This window comes from Actinomycetota bacterium, assembly GCA_030684515.1.
Classification (GTDB): domain Bacteria; phylum Actinomycetota; class Actinomycetes; order S36-B12; family S36-B12; genus UBA11398.
Genome location: JAUXVJ010000016.1, coordinates 115,520 through 131,290 on the forward strand (window position 1 = coordinate 115,520; position 15,771 = coordinate 131,290).

10 protein-coding genes are annotated in these 15,771 nt (G+C 59.6%); 7 read left to right on the forward strand and 3 right to left on the reverse strand.

The window, feature by feature from the left end; translation table 11 throughout:
- Nucleotide 1: 1 nt before the first annotated feature.
- Both glgB and Q8M73_07085 read right to left on the reverse strand, forming a co-directional pair.
- Nucleotides 2-2,194 (reverse strand): 1,4-alpha-glucan branching protein GlgB, encoded by a 2,193-nt coding sequence (glgB, locus tag Q8M73_07080; protein ID MDP2288314.1) that lies wholly within the window; start codon nt 2,192-2,194, stop codon nt 2-4.
- Nucleotides 2,184-4,199, reverse strand: coding sequence for a DUF3416 domain-containing protein (locus tag Q8M73_07085; GenBank protein MDP2288315.1), 2,016 nt, complete (start codon nt 4,197-4,199; stop codon nt 2,184-2,186). The genes glgB and Q8M73_07085 overlap by 11 nt, the downstream gene beginning before the upstream one ends.
- Nucleotides 4,200-4,388: 189 nt before the next feature.
- Here Q8M73_07085 and glgP point away from each other — a divergent pair, with 189 nt between their 5' ends.
- Nucleotides 4,389-7,010: an alpha-glucan family phosphorylase gene (glgP, locus tag Q8M73_07090; GenBank protein ID MDP2288316.1), complete on the forward strand. Its 2,622-nt coding sequence runs from the start codon at nt 4,389-4,391 to the stop codon at nt 7,008-7,010.
- A gap of 2 nt (nt 7,011-7,012) precedes the next feature.
- Here glgP and glgX read toward each other — a convergent pair whose 3' ends face one another.
- Entirely contained in the window at nt 7,013-9,118 is a 2,106-nt protein-coding gene (gene glgX / locus Q8M73_07095; protein ID MDP2288317.1) for a glycogen debranching protein GlgX, read from the reverse strand.
- An 80-nt stretch (nt 9,119-9,198) separates the two neighbouring features.
- Between glgX and Q8M73_07100 the strand changes: the two genes are divergently transcribed.
- The 6 genes from Q8M73_07100 to gatC are packed head-to-tail and all read left to right on the forward strand — an operon-like array spanning nt 9,199 to nt 15,771.
- Nucleotides 9,199-9,978 (forward strand): enoyl-CoA hydratase-related protein, encoded by a 780-nt coding sequence (locus Q8M73_07100; protein MDP2288318.1) that lies wholly within the window; start codon nt 9,199-9,201, stop codon nt 9,976-9,978.
- 23 nt (nt 9,979-10,001) lie between these two features.
- The gene (locus Q8M73_07105; GenBank protein ID MDP2288319.1) at nt 10,002-11,186 is read left to right on the forward strand and encodes a cysteine desulfurase family protein; all 1,185 of its coding nucleotides are present in this window, start codon (nt 10,002-10,004) and stop codon (nt 11,184-11,186) included.
- A complete protein-coding gene (gene mnmA / locus Q8M73_07110; GenBank protein MDP2288320.1) occupies nt 11,183-12,268 on the forward strand; it encodes a tRNA 2-thiouridine(34) synthase MnmA in 1,086 nt (361 codons plus the stop codon). Before Q8M73_07105 ends, mnmA begins: the two co-directional genes overlap by 4 nt.
- A complete protein-coding gene (locus tag Q8M73_07115; protein MDP2288321.1) occupies nt 12,265-13,287 on the forward strand; it encodes a methionine synthase in 1,023 nt (340 codons plus the stop codon). Before mnmA ends, Q8M73_07115 begins: the two co-directional genes overlap by 4 nt.
- On the forward strand, nt 13,280-15,454 hold the full coding sequence (ligA, locus tag Q8M73_07120; protein ID MDP2288322.1) for an NAD-dependent DNA ligase LigA: 2,175 nt from the start codon (nt 13,280-13,282) through the stop codon (nt 15,452-15,454). Before Q8M73_07115 ends, ligA begins: the two co-directional genes overlap by 8 nt.
- 23 nt (nt 15,455-15,477) lie before the next feature.
- The gene (gatC, locus tag Q8M73_07125; GenBank protein ID MDP2288323.1) at nt 15,478-15,771 is read left to right on the forward strand and encodes an Asp-tRNA(Asn)/Glu-tRNA(Gln) amidotransferase subunit GatC; all 294 of its coding nucleotides are present in this window, start codon (nt 15,478-15,480) and stop codon (nt 15,769-15,771) included.

A 15,771-nucleotide genomic window follows, 5' to 3' on the forward strand; every position in this document is an offset into this window, starting at 1 on the left:
CTTATTGGCGGGCGCGGGTAAAGGCAAGGTACACAGCTGAGAGCGGTGGCAGCACGATATCCGCCGATGCGGGCCTGCCATTCCATGCTTGCGGGTACGCCGTCACCAAGCCGAGATTGCCGAGCCCCGAGCCGCCGTAGGCCGCCGCGTCAGTGTTGATCAGCTCAGTCCACTCACCGGCAAATGGCAGGGCCATTCGATAAGTCGTGCGCGGAACGGGTGACATGTTCACCGCCACTGCCACACAACTGCCCGCATCATCCCAGCGCAGCCAGCTGAAGATGTTCGAGGCCGAGTCATTGGCATCGAGCCATTCAAAGCCTTGCGGGGAGTCATCGCGCTGCCAGAGCGCGGGATGCTCGCGATACACGCTATTGAGATCGCGCACGGTCGCGAGCATGCCGGCGTGTTCGGCGAACTCCAAGAGCCACCATTCCAAGCCCTTCTCACTGTTCCACTCGTGTGATTGGGCGAACTCAGAGCCCATGAATATGAGCTTCTTTCCAGGGTGACCCCACATGAACCCGAAATAGGCGCGCAGGTTTGCCAATTGCTGCCAGCGATCACCTGGCATCTTTCCGATCAACGAACCCTTGCCATGGACAACCTCATCGTGCGAAATCGGCAGCACGAATCTCTCGCTGTAGGCGTACATCATCGAAAAGGTCATCGAATTATGGTGGTACTGCCGGTGGATGGGTTCATGGCTGACGTAGTTCAAGGAGTCGTGCATCCAACCCATGTTCCACTTGAGACCGAAGCCCAGACCGCCATTGAATGTTGGCTGAGTGACTCCCGGCCAAGCAGTTGATTCCTCGGCGATCGTCATCACACCTGGGACTCGCTTGTACACCGTGGCATTCATCTCCTGCAAGAAGGAGACGGCTTCGAGATTCTCGCGGCCACCGAATTGATTCGGCGCCCATTGGCCGTCCTCGCGCGAGTAGTCCAGATACAGCATGGATGCCACGCCATCGACTCGAAGTCCGTCGATGTGAAATTCCTCGATCCAGTAGATGGCGTTGGCCACCAAGAAGTTGCGGACCTCAGTGCGTCCGTAGTTGAAGATGTAGGAACCCCAGTCAGGGTGCTCACCACGTTGCGGATCTGGATGCTCGTAGAGGGCCGTGCCATCGAAGCGAACCAAGGCCCATGGGTCGGTGGCGAAGTGCGCGGGCACCCAGTCGACGAGCACGCCGATACCCGCCTGATGCAGGGAATCAATCAGGTACCGCAGTTCATCAGGTGAACCGAAGCGCGCAGAAGGCGCGAAGTAGGAAGTGACGTGGTACCCCCACGATGGCGCGTATGGGTGCTCAGCCAATGGCATGAATTCGATGTGCGTGAATCCGGCTTCCTGCACGTACTCCACGAGCTCGGTTGCCAGGCCGCGGTAGTCCAAGTGCGGTCGCCAGGACCCGAGGTGGACTTCGTAGATACTGAGCGGCAGGCGATGCGGGTCAGCTGTTGCCCGTTCTTGGATCCATTCCTGATCAGCCCACTTGTGGTGGGAGGTGTAGACGATCGAACTGGTGGCTGGGGGCACTTCAGTGGCATAGGCCATTGGGTCAGCCTTTTCGCGCCAGACCCCGTCCTTGCCCAGGACATTGAATTTGTAGATGGTTCCGTCGCCGATACTTGGCACGAACAATTCCCACACACCGGTTGATCCCAGTGAGCGCATCGGATGCGCGACCCCATCCCAATAGTTGAAGTCGCCACTGACGCGCACTCCCTGTGCGCTGGGAGCCCACACAGCGAAGGAAACGCCGGTGACCAGCCCAAATGGCGTGTCGTACTGGCGAACATGCGCTCCCAGGACCTGCCAGAGCTGCTCGTGGCGCCCCTCGGAAATCAGATGAAGATCGATCTCGCCAAGTGTGGGCAGAAATCTGAAGGGGTCGTCTCCGGGGATCACTACGCCGTCGTAGGTGGCATCGATGACGTAGTTCGGCACTTGGGCGCCAGGGAGAATTGCAAACCAGATGCCTCGATGCTCATGCGTCATCGGTATTCGAGCTTCTGGGGTCACCACAGTCACCGCGTCAGCAGTGGGACGCAGGACGCGAATCGTCACTGACGTGTCGTTCAGATGTGGCCCAAGGATTGAGTGCGGATTGTGATGCCAGCCATCAACAATGCGGTCCAGTTCGGCGAGACTTGCTTCGACTCGCGCGATCGGGCTAGTTGCCATCAGCAACCTCCCTTGGTACATGGATGACGTGGGCTACTTGCTCCCAAGGTGCAAGGCGAACATACGCCTCGCGACTCCAGGTCCAAGAGTGGTCGTGCAACAGGTCATCGGCAATGAATCGTTGCTCCCAATCCAGACCAAGTGCTGCCATGTCCCAGGAGACGATTCCCTGCTGCGCTTGATAGGAGTCAAGGGTGCAGACAACGAGCATGATGTCGCCTTGATCGACCTTGGAGAAGGCAATGATGTTGGGGTTGCTGCTCTGATGGAATCGAAGTGAGCGAAGATCCTGCAAAGCCGGATGTGCTCGTCGAATGGCATTGAGTTGCGTCAGCAGTGGAGCGAGGGAAAGTCCTTGTACTTCAGCCGCTTTCCAGTCGCGCGGCCGGTACTGAAATTTCTCACTGTCAAGATACTCCTCGCTGCCTGGACGTAGTGCTACGTGCTCGAAGAGCTCAAAGCCGCTGTAGACCCCGTAGCTGGGCGAAAGGGTCGCGGCGAGAATCGCTCGAATCTCGAATGCGTGCGGCCCTCCGTGCTGCAAGTACTCCGTGAGAATGTCAGGAGTGTTGGTGAATAGGTTCGGACGCATCTGTGCGGCCGAGGAACCCGAGAGTTCCCGCAGGTAGTCCTCGAGCTCGCCTCTGGAATTGCGCCAAGTGAAGTAGGTGTAGCTCTGCTGAAAGCCGATCTGCGCGAGCGCGCGCATCATCGTCGGTCGAGTGAAGGCTTCAGCGAGGAACAGCACCTCCGGATCGGTCGCATTGATTGCTGCGATCAATCGTTCCCACACCCACAGCGGCTTGGTGTGCGGGTTGTCCACTCGGAATATGCGCACACCTCTGGCCACCCAAAGACGAACGATCCGCTCGATCTCCAGGTAGAGACCCTCGGGATCCAGATCGAAGTTCAATGGGTAGATGTCCTGGTACTTCTTTGGGGGATTCTCCGCGTACGCGATCGTGCCGTCAGCGCGCGTGGTGAACCACTCTGGATTGCTGGTGACCCAGGGATGGTCGGGCGCTGTCTGGAGCGCGAGGTCCAAGGCGAGCTCCATGCCCAACTCATCCACGCGAGCGACAAAGGCGGTGAAGTCCTTCAGGGTGCCAAGGTCTGGGTGAATCGCGTCGTGCCCGCCAGCTGCGGACCCAATAGCCCACGGTGAACCAGGGTCGCCAGCCTTGGGAGTCAATATGTTGTTGGGTCCCTTGCGGTTGACCTCGCCTACTGGGTGGACGGGCGGCACGTAGACCACGTCAAAGCCCATCTCGGCGATTGCCGGCAAACGCAACATCGCCGTGCGGAGAGTTCCGGACTTCTTCTTCGCCACATCTGCGCCTTCGCTGCGTGGGAAGAGTTCGTACCAGGACCCAAAGAGCGCTCGTCTGCGCTGCACTTGCACTGGCCAAGGTCCGCTAGATGTCACGGTCTGTCGAATGGGCGAGGTGTACATCGCGTCGGCCACGCCAGGGTCAACGGCAGAAGCCAGACGAACCTTGGGCGATAGGCCTGATCGCAAGGCCTGAAGTGCTACTTCGATCGCAGAGTTGCGGGGGAAGGATGCTTGGACGAGTGCGTGTTCAAGAATGCGCGCACCCTCTTCGCACTCCAGTTCAACGTCGACACCCGCTGGAATCTTGATCTGAGCGCGAGCCACCCATGTTGCCCATGGATCGCCCCAGGCTTCGATATCGAAATGCCAAAGGCCCATCGCGTCGGGCCGAAAGGATCCGACCCATGTATCCAGTCCGTCGTTGAGCGGGGTCATGCGCGTGCGTGAACGCTCAACTCCTGATGGATCGCGCAGCACCAGGTGCAGCCCCAGCGCGTCATGGCCCTCGCGAAAACTTGCGCAGCGCACCTCGATTGACTCGCCGACAACTGCAGCTGCTGGTCGGCGCCCGCCCAGCACTGTTGGGCTGACCTCAGTGATCTGAAATCGGCCGGAGAGCTCGGCGGGAACAGTCGTGTTCGGCGGCAGCCAAGGATGGGCGGCGGCATTCATGGTGCTGGCTTTGCGGCTGTTGATGGCGTCGACCATGCAGCAGACCGTACCTGCGTGGGCTCGGTATTCACGGCTGCTGACTCCTCACCAAGGGCGCTCAATGTTCTGGCACCCAGATGTTGCGTGAAATTCACATGGCTGTGATCTGGGTGCTCATGTAAGCGCTATCATATCGACTACTGTGGTCCAGTGAGAGCAATCAGACGATTCACTGTCCGTACGGTCCTTCCGCAGCGACTGGCTGCCCTAGAAGATCTGGCGCTGAATCTGCGCTGGTCGTGGGATCCAGAGACTCGGGACCTGTTCAAGTCCATTGACCCAGAACTGTGGCTGGCTGTTGAAGAGGATCCAGTGCGTCTGCTGGGCGAGGTCTCCGCCGAGCGTCTTGAAGGCTTGGCAGCAGATGACGGTTTTGTCCAATGGATCAACCACCGGGCTGAGAATCTCAGTGATTATCTCGCAAGCGATCGTTGGTACCAGTCACTTGGCGAGGGTGCCGCCAAGGGGATCGCCTACTTCTCGCCTGAATTTGGCGTGACAGCGGCTCTTCCGCAGTACTCCGGTGGCCTGGGCATTCTGGCGGGCGATCACTTGAAGACCGCTAGCGATCTCGGCGTGCCGATCATCGGGCTTGGCCTGTTCTACCGAGCCGGCTACTTCAAGCAGTCGCTGTCACGAGATGGCTGGCAACTTGAGCGCTACCCCGTCTGCGATCCCGACGGCAGCCCGGTCACCTTGCTGCGCGAGGCAGATGGCACCGCAGCAAGCATCGAAGTTGGACTTCCAGGTGGGCGGGCCATCCATGCGCATGTCTGGATTGCCCGGGTTGGTCGTATCCCGCTGCTGATGCTTGATTCAGATGTTGAGGAGAACGGTCAGGCCGAACGTGATGTCACCGATCGTCTCTACGGCGGAGGTGGTGAGCACCGTCTGCTGCAGGAGATGCTGCTTGGCATTGGCGGGGTGCGCGCGCTGCGTGCCTATTGCCGCATCACAGGGGCGCCCGAACCTGAGGTCTTCCACACCAACGAGGGTCACGCGGGATTCCTTGGCCTCGAGCGCATCCGTGAACTCGTGCAGTCTGACGTCAAACTCAGCTACGACGAGGCCTTTGAGGCCGTGCGTGCCAGCACGGTATTCACGACCCATACTCCGGTGCCCGCAGGCATCGACCGTTTTCCACGTGAGCTCGTTGCACGCACCTTTGGCGGCGACAATGCCGAGGCCGGCGTTCCGGTCGAGCGGATCCTGGCCCTTGGTGCTGAGGATTACGCGGGCGGAGATCCAAACGTCTTCAATATGGCAGTCATGGGTCTGCGTATCGCCGGACGTGCAAATGGCGTGAGCCTTCTGCATGGTCAAGTCTCGCGCGGCATGTTTGCCGGACTTTGGCCGGAGTTCGACAACGAGGATGTACCGATCACCTCGATCACCAACGGCGTCCACGCCCCAACGTGGACTGCTCGCCAGATTCGAGACCTTGCACTTGGCTCAGACCGAGCTGAGATGCTCAATGATGCCGATGGCTGGCGCATGATTTCCGATGCGCCCGATGATCGACTGTGGGCGGTCAAGCGTGAGCTTCGCCAAGAGCTCATTGCAATGACGCGTTCGATGTTGAAGGAGTCCTGGCTAGCCCGTGGAGCAACCGAGACCGAGCTCAAGTGGATCGACTCAGTCCTTGATCCCGATGTGCTCACTATTGGCTTTGCCCGCCGGGTGCCCTCGTACAAGCGCTTGACACTGATGCTGCGTGACAAGGCGCGATTGCGTGCATTGCTGCTGGATGAGAGCCGGCCAATACAAATGGTTGTTGCTGGCAAGTCGCACCCTGCCGATGAAGGCGGCAAGCGACTCATTCAAGAGCTCGTGCAGTTTGCCGACAGTGAAGACGTCCGTCACCGCATTGTCTTCTTGCCGAACTACGACATGGCAATGGCCACGATCTTGTACCCCGGCTGCGACGTGTGGCTGAACAATCCGATCCGTCCCCTGGAAGCCAGTGGCACATCGGGCATGAAGGCTGCACTCAACGGAGCACTCAACCTGTCCATTCTTGATGGCTGGTGGGATGAGTGGTTTGACGGTCAGAACGGCTGGGCAATTCCTACTGCTGATGGTGTTGATGATCCTGATCGGCGCGATGACCTCGAAGCAGCCGGCCTGTACGACCTGATGGGTCGCACCGTCGCGCCGACTTTCTACGAGAACAACGAGTCCGGTCTGCCAGCCCGCTGGATAGGCATGGTGCGGCACACGCTGCGTACCCTCGGTCCAAAGGTCCTGGCAAGTCGGATGGTCAGCGACTACGTCAACACCTTGTACTTGCCGGCGGCTGAGGCTGGACGAAAAGCCTGTGAGAACAACTACGAGGTTGCTCGCGAGCTTTCATACTGGAAGTCACGAGTGCGGGCTGCTTGGCCGTCTGCCTCAGTTGAGCATGTTGAGATTCAGGGCATTGGTGACATCGTCAATCTGGGCACCGAGGTTGAGATCCGCGCAAATGTCGCGTTGGGCGACCTGACTCCTGACGATGTCATCGTGCAGGTGGTGCACGGTCGCGTAGATTCCAATGACCGCATCGTCAACTCACAGTCGCCGGTGATGACCGCGACTGAGGGCTACGAGGGCAATCGTTGGCTGTACACCCTCAAACTCGAACTCGAACAGAACGGTCCCTTCGGCTATACCGTGCGGATCCTGCCTTCGCATCGAGGCTTGACCTCATCGTTCGAGATGGGACTGGAAACCCTGCCGATCGTTGTTGCCGAGCAGGAAGTAGGCGAAGCGCCCGTGCAGTTCACCGGCTAGGACTAGTCGCTGACGCGGAAGAGCACCAAACTCCTGGGAGCCAAGGTGAGCGTTCCGCCTGCAGGTTCATTGGCCAGCGCCGGCACCGATAGATCGGCGTCAGTGTCAAGAATGCGCAGGTAGCTTGCGCCGTATGGCTGTCCGGGCAGGGTGAACTCATGTGGATCTTCGCCTGCGTGAATGATCAGCAGAAATGAATCGTCGCTGACGGGTGGGCCGTCAGGTCGGTCTTGCAGATCGCCAGCGATGTACATGCCAAGGGTCCGCTGCCCCCCGTCGTGCCAGGCGCTTTCGGGCACCTCATGCCCATCGGCTGCGATCCATGCCAAGTCCTTGGGTCCGCCTTCGGTCATCGGGCGACCGTCAAAGAAGTAGCGCTGACGAAATGCCCGATGCGCCTTGCGGATCTGCATGACGTGCTGGTTGAAGGTCAGCAGATCCTGCTGTTCCTGCGTGAGCTGCCACTCGATCCATGAGGTCTCGTTGTCCTGGCAGTAGGCGTTGTTGTTGCCCTGTTGGGTCCGTCCGAATTCGTCGCCTGCCGTGAACATCGGCACGCCGGTGGATAGCGCAAGAGTGGTGAACAGATTGCGCATCTGCCGCTTGCGGACTCTGTTGATCTCCGGATCTGTTGTTGGCCCCTCGACGCCATAGTTGCGAGAGCGATTGTCGTTGGTGCCGTCGCGGTTGTTTTCAAGATTGGCTTCGTTGTGCTTGCTCTCATAACTCACGAGATCATTCATCGTGAATCCATCGTGTGCGGTGATGAAATTGATTGAGGCGAAAGGTCGACGGCCTTCAGAGGCATAGAGATCTGCGGAACCAGTGAGTCGCCAACCCACTTCGCCGATGCCCGATGACCCGCGCCAAAAATCTCGGATGCAGTCGCGGTACTTGCCGTTCCATTCAGTCCACAGTGACGGAAACTCGCCAACCTGATAGCCACCCGGGCCGATATCCCATGGTTCAGCGATGAGTTTGACTCGGCGGAGCACTGGGTCCTGGTGAATCGTGGACATGAAGGTGCCAAGCATGTCGACGTCGTGCAGCGAACGGGCGAGTGCAGAAGCAAGATCGAAGCGGAAGCCATCGACATGCATTTCAGTGACCCAGTAGCGCAATGAATCCATCACGAGTTGGAGAACATGCGGCTTGGAGATATCCAAAGTGTTGCCGGTGCCGGTGTAGTCGGTGTAGTGGCGTCCACCGTCGCGAAGCCGGTAGTAGTCGTCATTGTCGATACCTCGGAAGCTCAGCGTTGGCCCCATCTCGTTGCCCTCGGCCGTGTGGTTGTACACAACATCGAGGATGACTTCCAGCCCAGCTGCATGGAGGTCCTTGACCATCTGCTTGAACTCATTGACCTGCTCGCCGCGAGTCCCTGCAGATGAATAGGCGGCATGCGGGGCGAAGTAGCCGATGGAGTTGTAGCCCCAGTAGTTCGTGAGCCCGGTCTCAAGCAGGTGGATCTCATTGACGAAATGGTGGACTGGCATGAGCTCCACCGCGGTGACACCGAGAGACTTCAAATGCTCGATGACCAGCGGATGCGCAACGCCTGCATAGGTACCGCGTTGATGCTCAGGAATGCCCGGGTGCAGCTTGGTCAGACCTTTGACATGGGCCTCATAGATGACGGTGTCACCCCACGGCACATGGTGAAACTTGTCGCTGCCCCAATCGAATTCGCTGTTGACCACTATGGAGCGCGGCACAGAGTCGGCAGAATCCGCAGCGTTGAAAGCCAAGTCGTCGGTGCCCACATGACCAAAGATCGAAGGGTCCAGTAGAAGCTCGCCCTCGATGGCGCGCGCGTATGGATCGATGAGCAGCTTGTTGGGATTCCAGCGATGTCCTGAATTTGGATCCCAAGGACCGTGCACTCGAAATCCGTAACGCGTGCCCACTGGCACGTTGTGCACGTGGCCGTGGAAGATGTTGAAGACACGGTGCGAGATGTCGATCCGGCGCTCGGTTCCGTCCTCGTCGAACAAGCACAGTTGAATCAGCTCAGCGCCTTCGGCCCAGAGCGCCACGTTGACTCCGCCTTGCCCATCGGAGGTGACGCCGAGAGGATCCCAACCGGGACGGACGTGAGTGTGGGCCATTGGATACACGCTACTAGGGCGGCCCTCCGCAACGTCCGCCGATAGGCTCGCTTGAAACGCCCCATTTCAGTGGAGAAGACATGCCTGAGTTCATCAATCTCGAAGTCGCCGACGCCATTGCTGTCGTGACTTTGCAACGTCCGCCGATGAATGCCTTGTCAGTTCAGGTGCAGTCAGAGATCTTCCAAATCGCAAGCGAGCTCGCTCGTCGCGAGGATGTTCGTGCTGTTGTTCTGCATGGTGGCGAGCGACTGTTCGCAGCTGGCGCCGATGTCAAAGAGATGGCCGATATGGACTATCAGGCAATGATCGGTGTTTCGCTGCGACTTGAAGAGGCTTTCTCTGCGGTATCCAGACTGCCGCAGCCAAGCATTGCAGCAATCACTGGATTCGCGCTGGGTGGAGGATGCGAATTGGCATTGGCGTGTGACTTCCGCGTTGCAGGCGACAATGCCCGCCTCGGCCAGCCAGAAATACTGCTGGGATTGATCCCCGGTGCCGGTGGCACTCAGCGACTGCCTCGACTCATTGGCGTGTCCAAGGCCAAGGAGTTGATCTTTTCCGGTCGCTTCGTGGAAGCGCAGGAAGCGCTGGCCATCGGGCTTGTTGATGTCGTCGTTCCTTCCGATCAGGTTCTCGCGCGGGCAATGGAGTGGGCAGCGCAGCTTGCCGCTGGTCCACGAATCGCCATGCAGGCGGCAAAGCGAGTAATCGACCGCGGACTGGATGTTGATCTGGAAACCGGGCTGGAACTCGAGCGGGCGGCCTTCTCCTCATTGTTTGCCACGGAGGATCGTGTCAACGGGATGCAGTCATTCATCGAGAACGGTCCGGGCAAAGCGACGTTCACCGGCCGCTGAGGCGGGCACTACCATGTTTATTTGTGACTGACCGCAGCTATCTGGACCACGCTGCAACGACCCGGATGCTGCCTGCTGTGCAACAGCGTTGGTTGGAAGTCAGCGCCTTGGTCGGCAATCCCTCTTCGCTGCATGATTCGGGTCGCCGTGTGCGACGAATCGTCGAAGAGGCTCGCGAGAGCATCGCCGCCGATCTGTACACGCGTCCCAGCGCTGTGATCTTCACCAGCGGGGGCACCGAGGCAGACAACTTGGCTGTCAAGGGCCTGTTCTGGATGGGAGAAGCAGTTGGCCGGAGCGGAGTGATTTCGTCTGCGATCGAGCATCACGCAGTCCTTGATCCAGTTGCCTGGCTCGCGCAACATGAGTCGGCGAAGGTGATGTGGGCACCGGTGGACGCACTTGGCCGCGTGGAGCTGGGCCCCATTGAAGACAGCTTGGCCGCAGGTGACATTGCACTCTGCACAGTGATGTGGGCGAACAACGAGGTTGGCACAGTGCAGCCGGTGTACGAACTTGCCGCCATGTGCAAGTCCTATGGCGTGCCGTTTCACACCGACGCAGTGCAAGTGCTCGGGCAGCTGCACATGGATGTCAGCGAGCTGGGGGCCACCGCTGTGACGATCTCCGGACACAAGGTTGGTGGACCCTTCGGGGTTGGAGCGCTCATCCTGGATCCAGACGTCAAGCCGATACCTGTCATGCATGGGGGCGGCCATGAGCGCGAGATTCGATCGGGCACCTTGGACGCAGCCGGCATCTCTGCCTTCGCGGTTGCCGTGCACGAGAGTGTGATGAATCAAGTGAACTTCGCTTCACGCGTGCGCGTCGTACGCAATGAACTAGTGAGGCGGGTGCTTGAAGCGGTTCCTGGGGCGCACCTCAATGGTGACCCAGACTTACATGGCAATGGTCGGCTTCCGGCGAACGCGCACTTCACCTTTGATGGCTGCGAAGGCGATGCACTGCTGCTGCTGCTGGATGCCGCCGGCGTTGATTGCTCCACCGGTTCGGCCTGCACCGCGGGGATTCCCGAGCCCAGCCATGTTCTCCTGGCCATGGGTGCCCAGGCGCAGGCATCCCGTGGATCACTGAGATTCAGTCTCGGCCGCGAAACCACCACGGCGGACATCGATCGACTGCTTGGCGTGCTCCCCGGTGCTGTGGAGCGCGCCACCCGCGCCGGTTCGGTTCGGAGTCGGGCATGAAGGTTCTGACGGCGATGTCTGGGGGAGTTGACTCATCCGTTGCTGCTGCTCGGATGGTCGACGCTGGCCATGAGGTCACCGGCGTGCATTTGGCGCTATCAAAATCGGCGAGTGTGCCGGGATCTCGTGGCTGTTGCACTCTGGATGATGCGCGCGATGCCAGACGCGTGGCTGACCGACTCGATATTCCCTTCTATGTCTGGGACCTGTCGGAGCAGTTCGCAGTTGATGTCATGGAGAACTTCCTGGACGAGTATCAGCACGGGAACACGCCGAACCCTTGCCTTCGATGCAATGAGCGCATCAAGTTCCTTGCGCTCCTGGATCGAGCACTCGCACTCGGTTTTGATGCAGTGGCGACAGGTCACTATGCGGTGGTCAGCGATGGTCCGCACGGCAAAGAACTCCATCGGGCAGTGGATCCGGAAAAGGATCAGTCCTATGTCCTTGGCGTGCTTGAAGGCTGGCAACTCCAGCACTCGCTGTTTCCGCTCGGCGGCGATTTCAAGGAGCAGGTCCGCGTTGAGGCTGAGTGGCGCGGACTCCTGACGGCACGCAAGCCAGACAGCCATGACATCTGTTTCATCCCAGATGGTGACACCGCGGCATTCCTGCGTCGGAAGCTAGGAGACCAGCCAGGAGAAGTCATCGATGTGACCTCCGGAGAGATCGTCGCCGAACACGATGGCGCCTTCGGATTCACGATCGGTCAGCGACGTGGCCTTGATCTGCGCGTGCCGGCCGCGGATGGCAAGCCCCGGTACGTCGTGGACATCGATGTGCAATCACACAAGGTTTTCGTCGGCCCGCCTACCCTGCTCGACATTGATCAGATCTCAGGGATTCGACCGACTTGGACAAATGAGCCTCTCAACGCCGAACCGCATGCATGTACCGCACAAGTCCGGGCGCATGGCGATCCTGTTGAAGCCACAGCTCGATTGGTAGGCGAAGAGCTCATCGTCGATTTGCAGGAGAGTATTCGCGGGCTCGCCACGGGTCAGGCGGTCGTGCTCTACGACGGGACACGCGTGATGGGCTCGGCAACAGTTGAGCGCACTCGACGGGTCGTCAAGAATTGAGTTTCCCCTGGGAGCCAGCGGCGGCGACAGGAATCGGTTCTCTTCCGGGCGAGGATTCCCGCGATGCCGCACGAATCGTCGTTGGGGAGCTGCCCGACTTTCTTCATGTTCCAGAATTGCCCAACCGCGGGCCTGGCGGTGACTTCATTGGTCGCACGGGGGCTCTCCTGCATGCCGTAGGTGCGGATTTCGGTCTGGAAACCACTGCGGATGGCTGGCGTATCACTGATGGCAAGAGTCGACTCATGCGAAGAGCGATCTCGTGGGTGGGCGAGGATCTGGACGGGCTGGAGGAATTTGGGCAGGACTACAGCGGTCCGTTGAAGGCACAGATTGTTGGCCCATGGACCATGGCGGCGAGCATCGAACTCGCAGGTGGCGAACGGATATTGAAGGACGCGGGAGCCTGTCGCGACTTGGCTGGTGCATTGGCTGAGGCCGTTCGGGTTCATGTGGCAGATCTGCAGCGCAGATTCCCGGGAGCCACCATTGTGTTACAGGTCGACGAACCCGGCTTGAATGCTGTGCTGGAGGGAAGCATTGGCAGTGTCAGTGGTCTATCGCGGTTCGACCCGGTCGATCCGCCACTTGCGCAGGACGCATTGCGTGAAGTGTTGACAGCAGTGCCAGAACTCATGAGCGGTGTGCATTGCTGCGCGACAGCTCCGCCCATTCGAGTGCTGACCAATGCCGATGCGAAGTTCGTGAGCTTCGATCTCACGCTTGCGGGCATAGACGAAGACGCCATCGGTGAAGCTTGGGAGTCTGGCCTTGGCATCTGGGCAGGCAGTGTCAGTCCACTCGCGCATATTGATCCACGCAGGAGCGATGCACTGGTCAGTGCGCCGATGCGCACTCTCGCCCATCACCTGGGGATGGATGATGCTGCACACATGGCGAATGTGGTCATCACCCCTACGTGTGGGTGCGCAGGTGCGCAATGGGCGCAGGTGCGCGCTGCATACAGTGCTTGTGTACGCGCCGGGCGGGTGTTGAGACAGGAGGAGCCCAGTGGCTGAGCTTCCAGATGCAGTGCGGTCGCACTGGCTTGCGCTGGTTGAGAAGATCGAGCAGGCACGCGATGCCTATTACCTGCGTGACAACCCGGCCATTGATGATGCTGAGTACGACCGCCTGTTTGCCGAGCTGGTGGAGCTCGAGACGCAGTGGCCCATTCTTCAAGGCCAGGATTCGCCGACCACGGATGTCGGAGGTGCAGCCAGCTCGCTGTTCTCGCCGGTTGAGCATCTTCAGCGCATGTATTCCCTGGACAACGTATTCGATGAGGTCGAGCTTCAGACCTGGCTCGAGCGCTTAGCCAAGTCGGCAAATGGCCTGCCATCGCTGTTGTGTGAACTCAAGATCGACGGGCTGGCCATCGATGCGGTCTACGAGCTTGGCCGACTGCGCAGCTTGGCCACCCGAGGTGATGGGCGCGTCGGCGAGGACGTCACATTCAATGCCCAGTTCGTGCCCGCCATTCCACAGGTACTCACCCCACAGCCAGGATTCGAACTGCCCGCGCTCATTGAAGTGCGTGGAGAGGTGTTCTTGTCTATCGCGGCCTTTGACTCCCTGAACGCCGAACTGCTCGACCAGGGCCAGGCTCCGCTCGCCAATCCTCGCAATGCCGCTGCCGGCAGTCTGCGTCAGCGAGTGGACAAGCGGCAGGACGAGCTTGAAGAGGCTCGGCGCAAAGCCAGGACTGATCGACAGTTGGCGCGGGTGGATCGGCTGCAGGCCGAGGTTGACCATGCGACCAATCGACTGGCCCGACTGGGCCTGACTTTGCATGGTGTCGGCGTTGTCGATGGCTTGGCCATCACCCGCCAGAGTCAGGCCTATGAGCTGCTCTCTGCGCTGGGGCTGCCGACCAGTGATCGCATCGCCATTCATGCGGACGAAACTGGAGTCCTGGAGTACGTGCGCTTCTATGGCGAACACCGTCACGACGTAGCCCACGAGATTGACGGCATCGTCATCAAGGTGGATGACCTTGCGATGCAGCGCATGCTCGGCGAGACCTCACGAGCACCTCGATGGGCCATTGCCTACAAGTACCCACCTGAAGTTGTTCGCACACGTCTGCTTGATATCCAGGTGAACGTGGGACGCACAGGTCGGGTCACCCCATTTGCGGTGATGGAGCCAGTGAAGGTCGCCGGCTCGACTGTTGCCATGGCCACTTTGCATAACGGCTTTGAGGTCTCCCGCAAGGGCGTGCTCATCGGTGACATGGTCTTCCTGCGCAAAGCCGGCGACGTCATACCAGAGGTGCTTGGTCCAGTGATCGAATTACGGACGGGCCAAGAGCGCGAATTCCGGATGCCAACGCACTGTCCTGAGTGCGGAACGATGCTGGCCCCAGAGAAGGAAGGAGACAAGGATCTGCGTTGCCTGAACTCACGGTCCTGTCCGGCGCAACTTCGCGAACGTCTGATTCACATCGCCTCGCGTGGAGCATTGGACATTGAGGGTTTGGGTGCCAAAGCGGCAGCGGCGATGCTTGATTGCGGAGTCGTCAGCGACATCGGCGATGTCTTCCTCCTGAACGACGAGCTGCTCGCTTCATGCGAGTTCTTCGTCAAAGCTGCTGACACCGGCGACGGATCTGTGCAACTCAGCGAGAACGCAAAGATCATTCTGGATCAGCTTGAGGTGGCTCGGACCCGTCCGCTGTGGCGAATGCTGGTGGCTTTGTCCATTCGTCATGTTGGTCCATCTGCGGCGCAGGCACTTGCCGACGAGTTCGGCTCCGTCGACGCGATTGCTGGCTCGTCCCCAGAAGCTCTGTCGGCTGTCGAAGGGGTCGGGGGAGTGATCGCCGAGGCAGTTGCTGAGTGGTTCGCCGTCGACTGGCATCGCGACATCATCGACAAGTGGCGTCAAGGCGGCATGCAACTCACACAGGACAAGAAGGAGAAAGCTCAGGGCCCACTCACCGGGGTGAGCGTGGTCATCACCGGTTCGATTGAAGGCTTCACTCGAGATTCAGCCGGCCAAGCCGTCCTTGATGCAGGAGGCAAGGTCCTGGGATCAGTCTCAAAGAAGACCGATGTGCTGGTTGCTGGCGAGAATGCTGGATCCAAACTCGACAAGGCCGAAGCGCTAGGCGTTCCAGTCGTCAGTCCTGAGCGATTTGCAGTACTCCTTGCCGATGGATTGGCAGCCGCACTTCGTTCATGAAGCGAGGTTCATAGGATGGCGTCATGTCTATCAGCAGGGCCGATGTCGCACATTTGGGCAAACTCGCCAGACTTGAGCTCACTGAAGCCGAACTCGATCACTATGCGGAGCAACTCGATGTGATCCTGCACTCGGTGGCTCGTATCTCTGAAGTCACGGCCGACGATATTCCGCCGATGTCGCATCCGATCCCAATGGTCAATGTCTTTCGCGACGACGTCGTGAAGCCGAGCCTGAGTCGAGATGAAGCGCTCTCTGGGGCTCCGTCAGCTCAGGATGACCGCTTCCGCGTTCCCAGAATTCTGGATGAGGAATAA

Excerpts from the sequence above, each read along its gene's own strand:
- glgB (MDP2288314.1), bottom strand. The coding sequence starts at position 2,194 with ATGGCAACTAGCCCGATCGCGCGAGTCGAAGCAAGTCTCGCCGAACTG.
- Q8M73_07085 (MDP2288315.1), bottom strand. The coding sequence starts at position 4,199 with ATGAATGCCGCCGCCCATCCTTGGCTGCCGCCGAACACGACTGTTCCC.
- mnmA (MDP2288320.1), top strand. The coding sequence starts at position 11,183 with ATGAAGGTTCTGACGGCGATGTCTGGGGGAGTTGACTCATCCGTTGCT.
- Q8M73_07100 (MDP2288318.1), top strand. The coding sequence starts at position 9,199 with ATGCCTGAGTTCATCAATCTCGAAGTCGCCGACGCCATTGCTGTCGTG.
- glgX (MDP2288317.1), bottom strand. The coding sequence starts at position 9,118 with ATGGCCCACACTCACGTCCGTCCCGGTTGGGATCCTCTCGGCGTCACC.
- gatC (MDP2288323.1), top strand. The coding sequence starts at position 15,478 with ATGTCTATCAGCAGGGCCGATGTCGCACATTTGGGCAAACTCGCCAGA.